Genomic DNA, 16,760 nt, shown 5'->3' with positions numbered 1-16,760 from the left:
CAATAGTAACCTGGTGGCCATTGCTTACCAGCACGCCCACAGCATCGGGGGTAAGGGAAACCCGGTTTTCCTGAAAAGCAATTTCTTTAGGGATACCAATATGCAGTTGCGCACCGGTAGGTTTAACATCGAGCGTCTCTTCGAGCGTTTCATAACTAAAGGACGGGCTGATAAAAGGTTTCTGCTGCGACATGTAATTAATCGAGGTGGAAAATTACAATTTATAAACCGAATTTCTTCTACGAGATGCTGGCAGGCAGCAACAGTTCCAATTCACGGGTTTCCGGGTCCAGTACTTTCAGGCGAATCCTGGCAAAATCATCCGGTAGTAAATGAGGTATTTTTTCTGCCCATTCTACAAAACACCAGTTCTGCCCCTCCAAACAGTCTTCTACGCCCGCATCCACGGCCTCTTCCTCCGATTTTAACCGATAGCAATCAATATGATAAACAAGGCCATGAACACTGCTATATTCATTGATGATGGAAAAAGTAGGGCTTCCTACCGGGTCTTTTACCCCCAACACATCACAAATGGCATGCACCAGGGTTGTTTTTCCCGCCCCCATGGGTGCATCCAGGGCAACTACCATAGGGGTTCCAATTTCAGTTACCAGTTTTTTTGCCACAGCCGGCAAGTCGGCGAATGTAAACCTCTGAACCATACCCAAATTTAGGGCAATTTAACGGTCGGGCTACAGTGACAGCTTTTCGTAAATTTGTACTCTAACAACAGGTAAACGAGTAAGCATGGAATCAATTAACTGGAAGGTGGAAGGCATGACCTGTTCCAATTGCGCCCTAAGTGTAACGCGCTACCTCGAAAAGGAAGGCATGCAAAATGTAAAAGTGAACCCGATCGATGGGGACGTACATTTTGAGGTCGTAGCACTAAACAAAGACAAACAGGCAGCATTGGCAAAAGGAATTTCTTCGCTTGGCTACCTGGTAGTGGAGGAACAGGCCCCGAAACCTGCTACCCAGGGAAATAAAGCACCCATGAACAGGTACCTGCGTTACATGCTGCTTTGCCTGCCTTTTACGCTGGTACTGATGCTGCATATGATACCCGGCGTACATTTTCACTGGCTGATGAACCCCTGGCTGCAACTGACCTTATGCCTGCCGGTTTACGTTATTGGCATGTCTTATTTTGGGCGCAGCGCGTGGAAAAGCTTACGCACGGGTTTACCGAATATGAATGTGCTGGTTACGCTTGGTGCTACTGCCGCATTTGTTTACAGTTTGGCCGGCACATTGATAGCGCAACCCGAAAACTACCTATTTTATGAAACAGCGGCAGCCATTATAACCCTTGTATTTCTGGGAAACTACCTGGAAGATGTATCCATTCACAGCACCCAGAAAGAATTGAACAAACTGGTAAAAAGCCAACGTGTGATGGCAACTATGATTGCCTACGACGATCAGCACAATGAATTACATTTTCCCATTGAAAATACACAACTCAAAAGCGGGGATCTTATCCTGATAAAAAATGGGGAGCAGGTACCGGCCGATGCTAAAATCTTAACCGGAGAGGCTACAGCCAATGAAGCCATTATTACCGGGGAGAGCGAACCCGTTCTGAAAAAAGCCAAAGACAGCCTGATTGGCGGCAGCCTGCTTATTGAAGGTACGGTAAAGGCGCAGGTTACGGCAGCAGCCGACCAGTCGGTACTTGCCAATATCATAAACCTGGTAAAAAAAGCGCAGGGCGATAAACCTCCGGTACAACGCCAGGCGGATAAAATAAGCGCCGTATTTGTGCCGCTGGTACTGGTCATTGCCCTCCTTACTTTCCTGATAAATTTTTATCTTTTATCCGGCAGTTCAGCCCATGCTTTCCGAGATGCTTTGATGCGGAGCATTGCAGTGCTGGTAATTGCCTGCCCCTGTGCAATGGGATTGGCTACACCGGCAGCCATTGCAGTAGGTCTGGGAAGAGCCGCCCGTAATGGGATTTTATTCCGGAATGCAAAATCGCTGGAAGCTTTCAAAGATATTCGCCAGGTAGTATTTGACAAAACGGGCACTCTTACAACAGGCCGGTTCAGCATTGTCAGATACCAGGCAATGGGGGTAACAGAAGACGAGTTCAGAAGAATCCTCGTTTCCATGGAACGGTACTCCAACCACCCGGTTGCCAAAGTAATTATGCGAGAATGGAAGACCAATAACCCTATCCGTTGGGCGGTAATCGAAGAATTAAAGGGTAAAGGAATGAAGGGCAGCAGCAAAGAAGGAGATACCTATTTTGCCGGTTCTTATGAAATGGCGGTTAATCATACCCGTGAAAATGATCATAATATCTACGTACTCAAAAACAATGAACTGATTGGCTGGGTAGATGTACTGGATGAAATCCGCCCGGAGGCCGCTGCTGTAATCAATTACCTGCACGAAAAAGGCATCAAAACCATTTTGCTAAGTGGCGACCGGCAAGCAAAAACAGAAAAAATTGGTATCGCATTGGGCATTCAACAAATTATTGCTGAAAAATCGCCCGAAGAAAAATTAGCCCTGGTAGAATCACTGAACGCCAGTACGCCCACCGCCATGGTTGGAGATGGAATTAATGATGCCCCGGCCCTGGCGAAAGCAAGCATAGGCATTTCACTCAGTGATGCATCACAGGTAGCGCTGCAAACAGCAGATGTTGTACTTATGAACCATGGGCTAACCCGGTTACCTGAAGCACTTGGACTGGGGAAACATACTTTATTAACCATAAAACAGAACCTGTTTTGGGCATTTGCCTATAATATTGTGGCCATTCCAGTTGCCGCAACAGGTCTACTGACGCCTGCGGTGGGTGCACTTATCATGGGGTTGAGCGATGTGGTATTGGCAGCAAATTCAGTAAGATTATTTGTCAAAAAGGTACGCTAAATTCACCCCATGCCCACTATACAATCTATCCTTCTCCACTATTGGGGGCATGATCAATTCCGGCCTTTACAAGAAGAGATAATTCAAACTACTTTAGAAAAAAAAGACTGCCTGGCCTTGCTGCCAACAGGAAGCGGAAAATCCGTTTGTTTCCAGGTTCCTGCACTTGCAATGGAAGGCCTTTGCCTGGTGATCAGTCCATTGATTGCGCTCATGAAAGACCAGGTGGCGCAATTGAAAAAAAAGGGGATATCCGCTTTATCCATCCATACCGGCATGCCCTTTAAGGAAGTATCCAAAACCATGGAACTGGCCATAAACGGGCATATCAAATTCCTTTATGTATCGCCTGAACGCATCCAAACCCGGTTATTTAAAGAGTACCTGCCTGCCCTGCCGGTATGCCTTATAGCTGTAGATGAGGCGCATTGTGTTTCGCAATGGGGGTATGATTTCCGGCCCTCCTATCTGCAGATTGCCAGTTTACGCGAAAGCTTGCCTGAGGTTCCCATACTGGCGCTAACGGCGTCGGCCACACCGCTTGTACAGGATGATATCATAAAACAATTGCAATTGAAAGAGGCGGTTGTTCACCGGGGATCCTTTATACGCGAAGCGCTCTCCTACAGTTGTTTTGAGGAGCCTAATAAATTACAAAAACTAACCGATATACTTGGCAAAGTGGATGGCAGCAGTATAATCTACTGCAGGAGCCGAAAACGTACGGTAGATATTTGTCGCCACCTTAACCAGCGCGGAATAACAGCAACCTACTACCATGCCGGGTTGGACCAGGAAGAAAGAAATCAACGCCAGCATAACTGGACCAACAACCAGGTCAGAATCATGGTCAGTACCAATGCATTTGGAATGGGCATTGACAAGGCCGATGTTCGTACGGTGCTGCATTATGATGTACCGGATTGCCTTGAAAATTATTACCAGGAAGCGGGCCGTGCAGGCAGAGATCGCAAAAAAGCCTATGCTGTTTTATTATACAACCAGCAAGACCTCAGCGATCTTCAATTGCAGTTAACCAAAAAATTTCCCACCCTTGAAATGGTGCGGAATGTATACCAGGCCATGGCTAATTTTCTTCACATACCAACAGGTACCGGAGAGGGCAATACCTATGATTTCGATCTTACACTATTTTGTAAAAACTTCGACCTTGACCGGCTGGTAACCATACATTCCTTTCAGTTATTACAGGCCAATGGTTATTGTGCACTGAATGAAGCAGCCTATGAACCGGCAAGAGTTCAGTTCATTGCGGATCGTAACTGGCTGGAGGAAGTTGAACAGCGCTATCCGAAACTGGAACCATTGATTAAAACTTTGCTGCGAAGTATTGAAGGTGTATTCAGTTATCCGGGAATAATTTCAGAAGCCTATATCGCAGGCCTGCTAAAAATTGACAAGACACTACTAAGAGAGCAATTAAACCAGTTAAACGCACTTGGTATCCTCACCTATTATCCGGTAAAAGATCAGCCACAGCTGGTATTATTATGCGAACGAATGAAGGCTGACCATATCCAGCTCGATTTAAAAGCGATTCAAAAAAGAAAAGAATTAGCAAAGGAACGACTGGATGCACTTATCAGTTTTACAACCGGCACTAGCTGCCGGAGCAGTTATATTGGCCGGTACTTTGGGGATAAAGGCATCAACGACTGTGGCATTTGTGATAATTGTATTGCCCGAAAAAAGCAACTACCGGCTAAAGCAGTACTCCAGCAACAGGTTATAGCGGTTTTAAAACTACACCCCTGCACCGTACCGGAGCTACAGGCTCAACTCCTGCTTGATGACAATAAGGAAATATACCTGGCCGCGCTCCGGGAGCTGGAAACAGAAAACATTATCAGGATCGATCTTGCCGGAAACATTGAATTAACCCCTTTGTAAGAGCGTTCTATTTATCCTGGTACTGATGTTGGTCTACCAGGTAGGCAGCCCCCTGAAAATAACTGATGGCATCATTTACCAGGGCAGTATCGTTTGCAACCGGTCGGAGGTCGCCGTTTCTGAAATCAGGAATATAGCTGTGTACCTCGCGCTTGGGCGATAATACCACCAGTTTACCGTTTTTATAAAATCCTATATCCTGGTAATTAACCATCAGGAGCCGTTCTCTTCCCGGTTCCAGCTTAAACATATCATAGCCAAAGAACGCAGATTCATAGGGAATATTTAAAAGCCCCAGAATGGTAGGAGGAAGGTCGATTTGGCTGGTAAAGCGTTCGAATTTTGCCGGCTGTATAATGTCAGGAGCATAGATCCAGCAGGGGATATGGTACCGGTTAAGTGGCATATTGGTATGTCCGGCACTGCTTGCGCAATGATCTGCAACGATTACAAACAGGGTGTTCGAAAACCAGGGTTTCTGCCTTGCTTTTGCTAAAAAATCGCCAATGGCATAGTCGGTATACTGGAGCGCTCCTTCCCGCCTTTTAATAGCAGGGGGAATAACCACCCTTCCTTCAGGATAAGTATAAGGTCGATGGTGCGATACGGTCATTAACTGATGAAAAAAAATTTGCCCGTTCGAATAACTCTTATCCATTTCTCTTAATGCCATAGTATACAGGTCCTCGTCACAAATTCCCCAAGCTGTTTCATGATGAATGGAATCCGCTTCATAATCACTTTCATCAATTACGGTATAGCCGTTTTTACTATAAAAATCACCCATATTATCAAAGAAGCTATTGCCCCCATAAATAAACTTACAATCATAGCCCTGTTTTTTCAATACCGCTCCCATGGTGAACAGGTTTTCATTGGTAGGCAGTCGTTTCACAATAGACTGGCCGGGAGTTGGCGGCAGTCCTGTACTTAGTGCTTCTAACCCCCTTACAGTTCTGGTTCCGGAAGCATAGAGCTGCGTAAAAAACAGGCTTTCATGAATCAATGAATCTAAAACAGGGGTTATTTTGGGTTTTGATGGAAGTAGTTCAGCAAGAAACTGTGGGTAACTGCGCTGGTGGTAATCCGCAAAATAATCGAGGTATTCCGCACTTAAACTTTCTACGGTAATAAGCACAACATTTCTTTTAACAGTCAGACTGTCTGGCAGAATCCTGCGACGAAGATTGGTAAGAAGTGTATCCACAAATTCTGCGTTGGGCTGTTGTAGTTCTTTCCTCAGGCGTTGAAAAACAGCTTCGTTACTATTCGTTGAATAGAAATCGAGATAGGGCATGGCGTTTTTTCTAAAGGCTACGCCAAACTGGTACCATCCATTTCCGGCCAATTCGTTATTCAGTTTGTTGGCAGTTTGGTTTTTCCAGGAATCACTAACTACCAAAAAAGCGCCGAATGCCAGCAGCAGCAGGAAAGCCATCCAACCAAATCTTATATATGCGGGCGTTTTCAGGCCCTTGTTTACCAGGTATTTTCCCAGCCACCAGACAATAAGAATACTTACCACTAAAACCAGGGCAATTAACCAGTAAATTGGATAAGATTGCTCAATATTTTTCCAGACCTCATTGGTATAAACCAGGTAGTCCACCGCAATAAAATTATACCGTACAGAAAATTCCTTCCAGAAAAAATATTCACTCAATGCATTAAACACCAGTACAACCACGTGCAACCAATAGAAGGCCTTCATAAAAACCCGCCCTGTTTTACTCCTTAAAAACCGGCTGGAACAACAACCGTTTACCAATAAAGCAGGAATGCTGAAATACAGACCCGCCAGTACGTCATAAAAAAATCCCGACAAAAATGTCAGGACCAGGTCAATTATGGAAACAGCTACCTCGTTGATAACATCCAGCAACAGCACAAGCCTGGTAATAAAACTAATACCTAAAAAGGTTAGAAATACCAGCAACCAAAGGCGGTATCTATCGCGAATGATATGAATAATTTGCATGCGACAAATCTATTAATACCCGGTAGTTCTTTGGTGACAGTTATCACATGGCTGCCTGACTTAAGTCAACTACCATAAACTTTTTTTCTTCGAACTTCTTCCCCCTAAGCCAAGGGCACCCAACAAAGTACGTGTAATGGTACTGGTTAGGGTTCGGGTTGCCTGCCGGCCGGCAGAACTGTTCAGCATTTTTTCGAATACCGATTTTTCTTCTTTTGGCCGGGAGCCATTGCTTTTATTCGCTTCTTTTTCTGCCTGTTTTTTGGCTTCCTCGGCAGCTTCCAGGCCGGCAGCTTCTTCCAGTTTTGCTGTCAGCAATTCATAGGCGCTTTCCGAATCGATGGCCTGGTTATATTTTTTTACCAGCTTGCTGGCGGATACCAGATCGCCGATTTCCTGTTCCGTCAGGATATCCATTCTGCTCCTGGGAGAAATCAATAACACATGTGCAAGAGGGGTTGGAATACCTTTTTCATTCAGCAAAGTAACCATTGCCTCCCCTATTCCCAGTTGGGTCAGCAATTCATCTGTTTTGTAGAAACTGGTTTCCGGGTAATTCTCCGCCGTCTGCTTAATGACTTTACGGTCTGCAGCGGTAAAAGCCCGGAGGGCATGCTGAATTTTGAGACCTAACTGCCCCAATACATCTTTTGGAACATCCATTGGGTTTTGGGTACAGAAGAAGATACCGATTCCTTTGGAGCGGATCAGTTTAACAATGGTTTCGATTTGCTGTAATAAAGCCGGACTTGCTTCCTGGAATATAAGGTGCGCTTCATCAACAAAAAGTACCAGTTTGGGTTTATCGAGATCACCTTCCTCCGGGCAGGACCCGTACAGCTCTGCCAGTAACTGAAGCATAAAAGTAGAAAACAACTTAGGGCGATCCTGTAAATCCGTAACACGCAGAATGCTGACAATTCCTCTTCCATCATCCGATATACGCATGAGATCATCCACTTCAAAGCTTTTTTCCCCAAAAAATGTATCAGCACCCTGTTGCTGCAATTCAACTACTTTCCTTAAAATGGTACCGGTGGAGGTTGTTGAAATTTTACCGTAGGCTTTTTCCAGTTCATTTTTTCCTTCATCGCTTACGTATTGGAGCACTTTAATAAAATCCTTCAGATCCAGCAGGGGAAGCTGGTTATCATCGCACCATTTGAAAATCATGGCCACTAGGCCAGCCTGGGTATCGTTCAATCCCAGGATTTTACTCAGTAATACGGGTCCGAATTCGCTTACGGTGGCTCTTAACCGCACGCCGGGCTCTCCGCTTAGAGAGAGCAGTTCAGCCGGATAGGCCGATGGCTGGTACTCCATTCTGAGGTGCTGATACCGCTCTTTTATTTTTTCATTGACAGCCCCCGCTGCAGCGATACCGCTTAAATCACCTTTAATATCCATAAGTAATACCGGCACAGAATTATCACTGAGTACTTCTGCCAGTATCTGGAGTGTTTTGGTTTTGCCGGTGCCGGTTGCGCCGGCTATCAATCCATGTCGATTGAGTGTTTTTAGGGGCACCAGTATTTCGGCATCCGGAACAGGTACTCCGTCTAAGATACCGACCCCTATCTTAGCAGAATCTCCTTTAAAACTATAACCATTGCGGATGGTTTCAATAAATTGATTTGTATCGGGCATGAACGGGATATTTCGAGAAAGTTAATGGAAAAATCGGACTAGTAATGCCAATTAAAAATCTTCTTCCCGCTCTAACATCAGTATTGCACTTTGCGGAACAATGAAATATTTTTCTCCTTCGTACATTACTTCAGTAGCACCACTGACCAGGAAAATTGCCAGGTCTCCTTCCCTGGCTTGTAAGGGAATATATTTAACCTGGTCTTCTGTTTGTTTCCAGGATTCTTCATCGGGTGGTGTTGGTATGGCGTAACCGGGTCCGGTACGGATCACGTAACCCTGCTGTACTTTTTCCTTTTCCTGTACTCCGGGCGGCAAATAAAGCCCGCTGGCAGTTTGTTCATTGGGTTTGGATGGCCGGATCAATACCCGATCTCCAATAACTATCAGCTTTTTCAGCTTTGAATCAGACGTTAGGCGCATGGATTTTTTTGGGCAAAAATAAGAAGGAGGAAGGGAAAAAAGGGGGAAAGGGAGGAGGTAGTAAGGGCGCTGAATACAGAGATTAATTGCTAGGCTCGAAAAAATACTTAATTATTGCCCTTTCCACCTCCTCCCCTCCCTTCCCCCTTCTTAACAAAAGTTTATCCCCCTTGGTCAGCCTGTTAAAATGAATTAATTTTATTATTATCCCATAAATCAATGACCATGGAAGAAAAGAAAGCTAGAATATTACTTTGCGAAGACGATCAGAATCTTGGACTGGTGCTGAAGAATTACCTGGAATTGAATGATTTTGATGTGGTTTTGGAAAGAGACGGCCGCCTGGGCCTGGCAGCCTTTCAGCGAGAAAAATTTGATCTCTGCCTGTTGGATGTTATGATGCCCAATATGGACGGATTTAGCCTTGCAGAAGAAATTCGCGATATAGATCCTGATGTTCCCCTGTTTTTCCTGAGTGCCAAAACCATGAAAGAAGATATCATCCAGGGATATAAATTAGGTGCAGACGATTATATCACCAAACCCTTCGACAGTGAAGTACTCCTGTTAAAGATCAAGGCCATATTAAAACGCAACGAAGAACTCAATAAAGAAAACGAAAACAAGGAATTTGACCTGGGAAGTTTTCATTTCAACCCTAAACTCAGGGAATTAACCCAAAATGGGCAAACACAAACACTTTCGCCCAAAGAAAATGAATTACTGAAAATGCTCTGTGAGCATATGAACGACCTGCTTCCCCGTGAGCAGGCATTGAAAAAGATCTGGGGAAGCGATACCTATTTTAATGGTCGTAGTATGGATGTGTATATTGCCAAGCTACGGAAATACCTCAAAGAGGATTCCAGTATTGAAATCGTTAACATACATGGCAATGGTTTCCGACTGGTAGTTCCTACGACCGCTTCTTAATCGAGATAAATCAAAACAGGGAAACCAGTTCTGCGATAAATATCGCCAGAACTGGTTTTTTCATTAAAGCAGGGAATCAAATAATCCCGGGGAAGCCCCGGATCGAGGCTGTTTACCCAGGTGCTCGTATGCTTTGGCAGTTGCCTCTCTTCCGCGGGGAGTGCGCTGTAAAAATCCTTCCTGAATCAAAAAAGGTTCATACACTTCTTCCAGTGTTCCGGATTCTTCTCCTACCGCGGTGGCTATGGTGGTTATACCAACCGGACCGCCTTTAAATTTTTCAATAATGGTGCTGAGGATACGGTTGTCCATTTCGTCCAGCCCATGTTCATCCACATTCAGGGCTTTCAACGCATGTTGCGTGATTCCAATATCCAACTGGCCATCGTTTAAAACCATGGCAAAATCACGTACCCGCCGTAATAAGCCATTTGCAATCCTTGGTGTACCCCGGCTTCTTCGGGCAATTTCAGCGGCTGCGGCTGATGTGATAGGAGCATTCAGCAAAGCGGCTGACCGAAGCACAATTCTTTCCAATACTGCGGCCGTATAGTATTCCAGTCTCGATTTTATGGCAAAGCGGCTAAGCAATGGGGCTGTCAATAACCCGCTTCTGGTGGTTGCACCGATCAGCGTAAACGGATTCAGGTTAATCTGTATACTACGGGCATTGGGGCCACTGTCAATGAGGATGTCAATGCGGTAATCTTCCATTGCAGCATAAAGGTATTCTTCCACCACCGTGCTCAGCCGGTGAATTTCATCGATAAACAACACATCATTGGCTTCCAGGCCGGTAAGCAACCCCGCCAGATCAGCCGGCTTTTCAATAACAGGACCCGAGGTCTCCCGGATATGTACCCCCATTTCATTGGCCACAATCCGGGATAACGTGGTTTTACCAAGACCTGGCGGCCCATGAAACAATACATGATCCAATGCCTCGCCCCGGATTTTTGCAGCCTTGATGAAAATTTTCAGGTTTTCTATGATCTGCGCCTGCCCTGCAAAATCATCGATTTCCCTGGGGCGCAAACTATTCTCAAACTCTTTTTCTGCTGATCCTGCCGGAGATGATTCAGGATCTAAATGCGGGTTATTCATAATTGCATTTTTTCACAGGTTTTTATCCGGCTCAATATTAACCAAAAGTTTTATTTGCATATACAAATTAACTGTTTTACATTTGTTATGTGAAAGCTTCAGAAAGCAGGTATAACAAATGCATTTATTTTTCCAGCAATGCTCTTGCCCGAAAAATAGAACGGCTGGCCATGGATTGCTGGAAAAAAGCAGGGCTTGCTCCCAGCCATGCCTACCTGCTGATGATGGTGCTGGAAGAACCAGGTATGCAACCAGGCCTCGCCGCAGAAGAGTTGCAGCTAAGCCCCAGTACCGTAACAAGACTGATTGAAAAGCTGGAGGAGAAAAAACTGGTAGTTCGTACTACAGAAGGAAAACTTACCAATATTTACCCCACTCCTAAAGCCAAAGAGCTGTTTCCGCTGATGAAAAGTTGTACCCAGGATTTCCAGGAACAATACACTGCACTATTAGGTAAAGAAGAAAGCAGTAAACTGGTTGGTGCCATTAACCGGATCAACGATAAATTACCTTGATTTTTTTTCATTCATTAATTGTACATACAAATATTAAACTATGCATTATGTAATCACGGGTGGCGCCGGCCATATTTCGAAGCCGCTGGCACTCGAACTTTTGAAAAAAGGACATGCTGTTACAGTAATTGGTCGTTCTGCAGGCAACCTGAAAGAACTGACAGACGCAGGTGCCCAGGCAGCCATAGGCTCTGTTGAAGACCTTGCTTTTTTAGCCCGTAGTTTTTCTGGAGCAGACGCTGTTTACCTGATGATTCCTCCCTTCCAGCAGCCCCGGAACTGGAAAGCTGAAATTGGAAAAATCGGGGAAAACTATGCTGCTGCCATCCGTCAAACCGGCGTTCCTTATGCCGTATTACTTAGCAGTATTGGTGCAGACTTACCAGACGGATGCGGACCTGTAAGTGGTCTGTACCTGGCAGAAAAAGCCTTGGAACAGGTACCCGGGCTCAACCTGCTCAAATTACGTCCTGGCTATTTTTACACTAATTTCCTGGGTAATATTTCCCTGATAAAAACTGCCGGCATCATTGGCAGCAATTTCGGTGGTACAGAAGAAAAAATCGTTTTATCCTCTACCGAAGACATCGCAGCTGCAGCAGCAGAAGCCCTGCAACAGTTAAACTTTACCAATTCAACCGTACAATACCTGGTAAGTGATGAACTGGATACAGCCAGCATAGCAGCGGCTATTGGTAATACCATTGGCATACCCAACCTACCCTGGGTACCGTTTACAGACGCACAACTGGAAGAGGGATTACTGGCCGCCGGGCTGGCGCCCCAGCTAGCTGCAAATTATACCGAAATGGGGGCGGCTATTCGCAGTGGTAAAATGTTTGGCGACTACCGAACCAGTACCGCCCAAAAACGAGGTACCCGTACTTTTAAAGATTTTCTGCCGCTGTTTAAAGCAGCCTATTCAGCAGCATCTTAAAACAGAAGAGGCTGTCTACAGCGACAGCCTCTTTTACTTACTGTAGAACCCTTATTTTTCCCTTAGCTGAACAGAAATCCGGCGATCCGCGCGCCTTTCCTCATCACTGGCCGTTTCAGGCATTTTTGCCAGCGTTTCACCATATCCCTCTGCACCAGTCAACTGCGCTTTATTGGCACCTTCTTTTAAAATTTCTGTCAAAACCGCATCGGCTCTTTCCTGTGAAAGTTTTTTGTTCTCCTCTTCATTTCCCACTTTGTCGGTATAACCCCCTATTTTAATTTTCGCTGCAGGATAGGCCTTAAGAATGGCTACTATATTTCGTACCTGCGAAATACTTTCAGCAGTAAGCATAGCACTACCTGTTTCAAAATTTATATTATCAAAATCAAACCATTGCTCTTTCCCCGCAATACAGGAACTATCGTTCAAACAGGTTACTAAACGGTCTTCTATACCTCCTTTGTAGGCATTTATTTCCGTACCATCTGCCAGTTTCACTTTTACCGATTCTCTGGCGGCGGGTATAGGTGCTGCCGGAGGCGGTGTTGTAGCCGGCACCACCGCATTTTCGTGGTGTAGGTCCTGTTTATGTTCACCGCTGCACCCTTTAAAAATATAAAGCAATAAAGCAACTGCTGCCAGCCCAAGCAATAATGGCATTAACCAGGATCCGGAAGAGGTTGATTGCACCGCAGGCTGATGCGCAGCCTGCTGATGCGCGGGTGGATGACTGGCTCCGCTGGCACCTGTTAAACCCGGAATGCTTAGGCCCGCCGGAAGCGCTGTCAGATAAGCCGCTTTCTCGCTGCTCAACATGGAAGCCAGCGCCGCTGCATTTAAACCATGATCGGCCGTTTGTTTCCCCAGTAAACCTACTATCATCGGAACAATTGAACCAAGCAGCGAAGCTACCGAAGCGCCTTTTATACCGGCAAATTGTGCAATGGCATTGGCAATGCCACCTACTTTATCTCCAAATAAGCTACTGAGCATACCCGGAGAGCTTTCCGGTATACCTTCCCCGCCGGCGGTAAAGGAAGCGGCAATATTACCAGGGAAACCATTGCTCATCGCTTTTTTGGCCAGGTCCATAATCATAGAAGCACCACCAGCTTCTGCCTGTTGGGCAATGCCCAGTAAACTCGCAGGTACCAGGGCGGATACCGCTTTTTGCACCGCAGATTCCGATTCCCCTAAATACCCGGCGGCTTTGCTTAATAAATCAGGTGTGATAACAGACCGTACTGCATCCAGCATGTTGAATGACATAACAAACGTTTAATGGTTAAAAACTTGTTAGGGCGGATGCCAACTAATCAGTGCAGGTCGGGATGCTGAAATTAAACTTTTAAATAATAGAATGGCCCTGTTTACAAAAATTTATTCAATTGAAGAATAAGGTCCGGATCCGGGCAGTTTTGCAACCATAGATCTCGTTGGCGCTGCTGCACCACGCCAGGATAATCACCTGAATACAGCCCAATATCTCGGATTAGCTGAAAATGCAGATGAGGGGGCCATTGCCCATTTTCAGCCGGCGCGCCGAAATGCGCCAGCAGCTGTCCGCGATTAATATACTGGCCTGGCGATAAGGCATCTATATCCGCTTTTGATAAATGCCCGTACAAGGTATAAAAGGGAATTCCATCTAACTGATGTAGTAAAATAATAGTAGCGCCATAGTCTCCCAACCGGTCATTCCATCCCAAACTATGCACCATGCCGCCCATAAAGGCAAAAACCTGGGTGCCGGCAGGCCCCCATATATCTATTCCGATATGTAGCCTCCGGGGTTCTTCGCCGGCTTCAAACAACTCACTCCTGCTGTATATTTCCCGCAATTCATTGTAGCCCCCAATCAGGTAGGTTGCCCCACGTTTCAGCCGAAGCTGTTCAATGACCAGCTGAAATTCCTCCAGGCGGGCAGCAATTCCAGGCAGAAGATCGCCCTCCCTGGTTAAATCCAGCAAAGCCAACCGATCAGTACCCGGATCAAAAGAAACAACCGGATGAAAGCCCGATTGATTGCGGAGCAGGCTGGCAATGAGAAGATCTGTCATAAAAGCAAATATAACGCAACGGTTTGCTGTGAAGATCTTGTAAAGGGAGCAAAAGCGAATCAGTATTTTTAAAGCTAACCAACGATTGCCTATGCAGCTGCAAAAACCCACCCTTAGTTTCTGGCAAATAATTAATATGAATGTAGGTTTCTTTGGCATTCAGTATAGTTTTGGATTGCAGCAAACCGCCATAAATCCGCTTTACACATTCCTGGATGCCAAACCCGAAGACCTGCCTATACTCAACCTGGCAGGCCCCATGACCGGGCTGCTGATACAACCCATTATTGGGGCCATGAGCGATCGTACCTGGCATCCGCGCTGGGGGAGGCGAAAACCTTATTTTCTGATCGGGGCTATTGTATGCAGTATTTGCCTGTTTGCCTTCCCTTTTAGCAGAGCATTGTGGATGGCTGCCGGTTTGCTCTGGATCCTTGATGCAGCCAACAATACCGCTATGGAACCCTACCGGGCATTTATAGCCGATAAGCTTCCCGCACCGCAACAGCCACTGGGATTTTTGACCCAGAGCTTTTTTACCGGTTTGGGCATAACCCTGGCCAACTTATCACTCGGCTTTTTTAAAGATATCATTACAGGAACATCACAGGCCGGCATTCCTTACTGGGTGTACGGATCTTTTTTTGTAGGGGGCATCTGTTCCATTTTATCGGTACTATGGTCTGTCCTGACAACCCCTGAAATTCCGCCAACAGACCTTGAACTTGCCCACCTGAAAGCACAGAAAAAAGGCGTGTTGGAACCCTTTCGGGAAATTGGCAGCGCCCTTCGGGAAATGCCGCCGGTTATGTGGCAACTGGCCCTGGTTTACCTGTTTCAGTGGTATGCTATGTTCTGCTACTGGCAATACGTTTCCTTAAGCATTGCTGCCTCCGTTTTTACGACAGACAGTACCGGGGCCAGCTACGAAGACGCCGTTGTATTAGCCGGCCAGGTAAACGGCTTTTATAATATCGTTACCTTCTTATCTGCATTTTTACTAGTGGGACTGGCAAAAAAAATGGGGGCAAAATGGTTACATGTCACTTGCCTGCTGATGGCCAGCCTTGCCTTGTGGGCATTTCCACATATCCGCGAAAAATGGCTTCTTTTTATTCCGATGATCGGCTTCGGCATTGCCTGGGCCAGTATGATGGGAATTCCTTATGTGATGGTAGTCGGCAGCATTCCCAAAGAACGCTACGGGGTTTATATGGGAATCATTAATATGATGATTGTTATTCCCATGATTTTGCAAACCCTCAGTTTCGGATGGATTTATACAAATTTCCTCGGAAGCATCCCAGGTAATGCAATTCTTTTTGCAGCTGCTTTACTTTTTTTAGCTGCACTGGCCACCCTGCGAATCAAACCATCTCCCTTACCAGACACCCCTATTCCGTCACAACCCGCTCATTAAACCATGATCAGCTTATCTGACTATCAAAATTCACTGGAGATACTGCAAAAAGCATCCACTCCGTATGGCTTTGTCGCCAGCTTACAGGAGCAGGACAATTACCGCCGTATCTGGACCCGTGACGGCACCATTAACAGCCTTGCTGCCTTATTAAGCGGTGATCAGTCATTGATAGAAACGGTCAAAGCCACCTTGCATACGCTGTTTAAAAACCAACACCCAACTGGTTTTATGCCTTCCAACGTAAGCATAGGAGCTGGTTTAAGTTTTGGTGGCACAGTGGGTAGGGCAGACAATCCAAGCTGGGCAGTAATCGGCTTGTGTCAATATACCTTACTTCAGAATGAACACTCCCTTGCAAACGCTTACCAGGCACAGGTAGAAAAATGTTTTTCGGTTATGGATGCATGGGAGTATAATGGCAAACACCTGATGTATGTTCCGCAAAGTGGCGATTGGGCGGATGAATACATTCAGCATGGGTATATTCTCTTTAACCAGCTGCTCCGGGTTTGGGCCTTGAGATTAGCAGCTACCGTTTATGAAAAACCGGGCTGGCGGCAGAAAGCCGACGCTATTCAGCAGGTGATTGAAACTAATTTCTGGAACCGTGCCGGAAACGGGGTCTTATATGCGCCCAATATAAAACACCAGTTACAGGATGCCCCTGTAGGTTATTGGTTGATGGGATTTAATCCTGCCAGAATTTATCACCAGTTTGATCTCCAGGCCAATTCACTTGCCCTTTTATTAGGTATCGGCAATGAACAGGAAAAAAACGAAACGCTGCAATACCTGCAGGGGCTCTTTCTGCGCAAACAAAGCCTGCTTCCTTCCTTCTACCCAACCATCGGATATGGAACTCCTGACATGAAGGAACTGGAGAACAATTTTGCGTATGGTTTCCGTAATAAACCCCATGAATTTCACAACGGGG

General features: G+C 45.8%; 14 protein-coding genes and 1 pseudogene. 7 read left to right on the top strand and 8 right to left on the bottom strand.

Going from position 1 to position 16,760, the window contains the following annotated elements:
• Positions 1 to 193, bottom strand: a pseudogene (locus A1D16_RS00740) (alanine dehydrogenase); the annotation flags it as partial.
• 46 nt (positions 194 to 239) lie between these two features.
• Positions 240 to 665 (bottom strand): tRNA (adenosine(37)-N6)-threonylcarbamoyltransferase complex ATPase subunit type 1 TsaE, encoded by a 426-nt coding sequence (gene tsaE, locus A1D16_RS00735; RefSeq protein WP_290706766.1) that lies wholly within the window; start codon positions 663 to 665, stop codon positions 240 to 242.
• Between the two features lie 85 nt (positions 666 to 750).
• Here tsaE and A1D16_RS00730 point away from each other — a divergent pair, with 85 nt between their 5' ends.
• Together A1D16_RS00730 and A1D16_RS00725 are read left to right on the top strand one after the other, a co-directional pair.
• A complete protein-coding gene (locus A1D16_RS00730; RefSeq protein ID WP_290706765.1) occupies positions 751 to 2,892 on the top strand; it encodes a cation-translocating P-type ATPase in 2,142 nt (713 codons plus the stop codon).
• 9 nt (positions 2,893 to 2,901) lie between these two features.
• On the top strand, positions 2,902 to 4,803 hold the full coding sequence (locus tag A1D16_RS00725; protein ID WP_290706764.1) for an ATP-dependent DNA helicase RecQ: 1,902 nt from the start codon (positions 2,902 to 2,904) through the stop codon (positions 4,801 to 4,803).
• A 7-nt stretch (positions 4,804 to 4,810) separates the two neighbouring features.
• Here the strand turns inward: A1D16_RS00725 and A1D16_RS00720 are convergent, their stop codons facing one another.
• The 3 genes from A1D16_RS00720 to A1D16_RS00710 all read right to left on the bottom strand — a co-directional run bounded on the left by A1D16_RS00720 (position 4,811) and on the right by A1D16_RS00710 (position 8,851).
• The gene (locus tag A1D16_RS00720) at positions 4,811 to 6,781 is read right to left on the bottom strand and encodes an LTA synthase family protein (protein WP_290706763.1); all 1,971 of its coding nucleotides are present in this window, start codon (positions 6,779 to 6,781) and stop codon (positions 4,811 to 4,813) included.
• 69 nt (positions 6,782 to 6,850) lie between these two features.
• Positions 6,851 to 8,428: a helicase HerA-like domain-containing protein gene (locus tag A1D16_RS00715; protein ID WP_290706761.1), complete on the bottom strand. Its 1,578-nt coding sequence runs from the start codon at positions 8,426 to 8,428 to the stop codon at positions 6,851 to 6,853.
• A 51-nt stretch (positions 8,429 to 8,479) separates the two neighbouring features.
• Entirely contained in the window at positions 8,480 to 8,851 is a 372-nt protein-coding gene (locus A1D16_RS00710) for a co-chaperone GroES family protein (RefSeq protein WP_290706759.1), read from the bottom strand.
• Between the two features lie 225 nt (positions 8,852 to 9,076).
• Here A1D16_RS00710 and A1D16_RS00705 point away from each other — a divergent pair, with 225 nt between their 5' ends.
• A complete protein-coding gene (locus A1D16_RS00705) occupies positions 9,077 to 9,784 on the top strand; it encodes a response regulator transcription factor (RefSeq protein WP_290706757.1) in 708 nt (235 codons plus the stop codon).
• 63 nt (positions 9,785 to 9,847) lie between these two features.
• On the opposite strand, the gene ruvB is transcribed toward A1D16_RS00705, so the two are convergent.
• Positions 9,848 to 10,888 (bottom strand): Holliday junction branch migration DNA helicase RuvB, encoded by a 1,041-nt coding sequence (gene ruvB / locus A1D16_RS00700; RefSeq protein WP_290706755.1) that lies wholly within the window; start codon positions 10,886 to 10,888, stop codon positions 9,848 to 9,850.
• Positions 10,889 to 10,977: 89 nt separating this feature from the next.
• Between ruvB and A1D16_RS00695 the strand changes: the two genes are divergently transcribed.
• Both A1D16_RS00695 and A1D16_RS00690 read left to right on the top strand, forming a co-directional pair.
• Positions 10,978 to 11,403 (top strand): MarR family winged helix-turn-helix transcriptional regulator, encoded by a 426-nt coding sequence (locus tag A1D16_RS00695; RefSeq protein WP_290706753.1) that lies wholly within the window; start codon positions 10,978 to 10,980, stop codon positions 11,401 to 11,403.
• 40 nt (positions 11,404 to 11,443) lie between these two features.
• On the top strand, positions 11,444 to 12,340 hold the full coding sequence (locus A1D16_RS00690; protein WP_290706751.1) for an NAD(P)H-binding protein: 897 nt from the start codon (positions 11,444 to 11,446) through the stop codon (positions 12,338 to 12,340).
• Between the two features lie 51 nt (positions 12,341 to 12,391).
• On the opposite strand, the gene A1D16_RS00685 is transcribed toward A1D16_RS00690, so the two are convergent.
• Both A1D16_RS00685 and A1D16_RS00680 read right to left on the bottom strand, forming a co-directional pair.
• On the bottom strand, positions 12,392 to 13,612 hold the full coding sequence (locus A1D16_RS00685) for an OmpA family protein (RefSeq protein WP_290706749.1): 1,221 nt from the start codon (positions 13,610 to 13,612) through the stop codon (positions 12,392 to 12,394).
• Positions 13,613 to 13,713: 101 nt separating this feature from the next.
• Entirely contained in the window at positions 13,714 to 14,403 is a 690-nt protein-coding gene (locus tag A1D16_RS00680) for a peptidoglycan DD-metalloendopeptidase family protein (protein WP_290706747.1), read from the bottom strand.
• A 136-nt stretch (positions 14,404 to 14,539) separates the two neighbouring features.
• Here A1D16_RS00680 and A1D16_RS00675 point away from each other — a divergent pair, with 136 nt between their 5' ends.
• Positions 14,540 to 15,823 (top strand): MFS transporter, encoded by a 1,284-nt coding sequence (locus A1D16_RS00675; protein ID WP_290706745.1) that lies wholly within the window; start codon positions 14,540 to 14,542, stop codon positions 15,821 to 15,823.
• A 3-nt stretch (positions 15,824 to 15,826) separates the two neighbouring features.
• The coding region (locus A1D16_RS00670) for a hypothetical protein (RefSeq protein WP_290706743.1) at positions 15,827 to 16,760 on the top strand (934 nt) is incomplete at its 3' end.

This window comes from Flavihumibacter sp. CACIAM 22H1 (assembly GCF_001601815.1).
Taxonomy (GTDB): Bacteria; Bacteroidota; Bacteroidia; order Chitinophagales; family Chitinophagaceae; genus Flavihumibacter.
Note: the sequence above shows the minus strand (reverse complement) of the source record. Positions and strands in the feature narration are given on the sequence as shown.

What these genes read in the sequence shown, in the direction of transcription:
- A1D16_RS00730 (WP_290706765.1), top strand. Translation starts at nt 751, where the DNA reads ATGGAATCAATTAACTGGAAGGTGGAAGGCATGACCTGTTCCAATTGC.
- A1D16_RS00705 (WP_290706757.1), top strand. Translation starts at nt 9,077, where the DNA reads ATGGAAGAAAAGAAAGCTAGAATATTACTTTGCGAAGACGATCAGAAT.
- A1D16_RS00720 (WP_290706763.1), bottom strand. Translation starts at nt 6,781, where the DNA reads ATGCAAATTATTCATATCATTCGCGATAGATACCGCCTTTGGTTGCTG.
- A1D16_RS00690 (WP_290706751.1), top strand. Translation starts at nt 11,444, where the DNA reads ATGCATTATGTAATCACGGGTGGCGCCGGCCATATTTCGAAGCCGCTG.
- A1D16_RS00685 (WP_290706749.1), bottom strand. Translation starts at nt 13,612, where the DNA reads ATGTCATTCAACATGCTGGATGCAGTACGGTCTGTTATCACACCTGAT.
- A1D16_RS00675 (WP_290706745.1), top strand. Translation starts at nt 14,540, where the DNA reads ATGAATGTAGGTTTCTTTGGCATTCAGTATAGTTTTGGATTGCAGCAA.
- A1D16_RS00680 (WP_290706747.1), bottom strand. Translation starts at nt 14,403, where the DNA reads ATGACAGATCTTCTCATTGCCAGCCTGCTCCGCAATCAATCGGGCTTT.
- A1D16_RS00710 (WP_290706759.1), bottom strand. Translation starts at nt 8,851, where the DNA reads ATGCGCCTAACGTCTGATTCAAAGCTGAAAAAGCTGATAGTTATTGGA.
- A1D16_RS00715 (WP_290706761.1), bottom strand. Translation starts at nt 8,428, where the DNA reads ATGCCCGATACAAATCAATTTATTGAAACCATCCGCAATGGTTATAGT.
- ruvB (WP_290706755.1), bottom strand. Translation starts at nt 10,888, where the DNA reads ATGAATAACCCGCATTTAGATCCTGAATCATCTCCGGCAGGATCAGCA.
- A1D16_RS00725 (WP_290706764.1), top strand. Translation starts at nt 2,902, where the DNA reads ATGCCCACTATACAATCTATCCTTCTCCACTATTGGGGGCATGATCAA.
- tsaE (WP_290706766.1), bottom strand. Translation starts at nt 665, where the DNA reads ATGGTTCAGAGGTTTACATTCGCCGACTTGCCGGCTGTGGCAAAAAAA.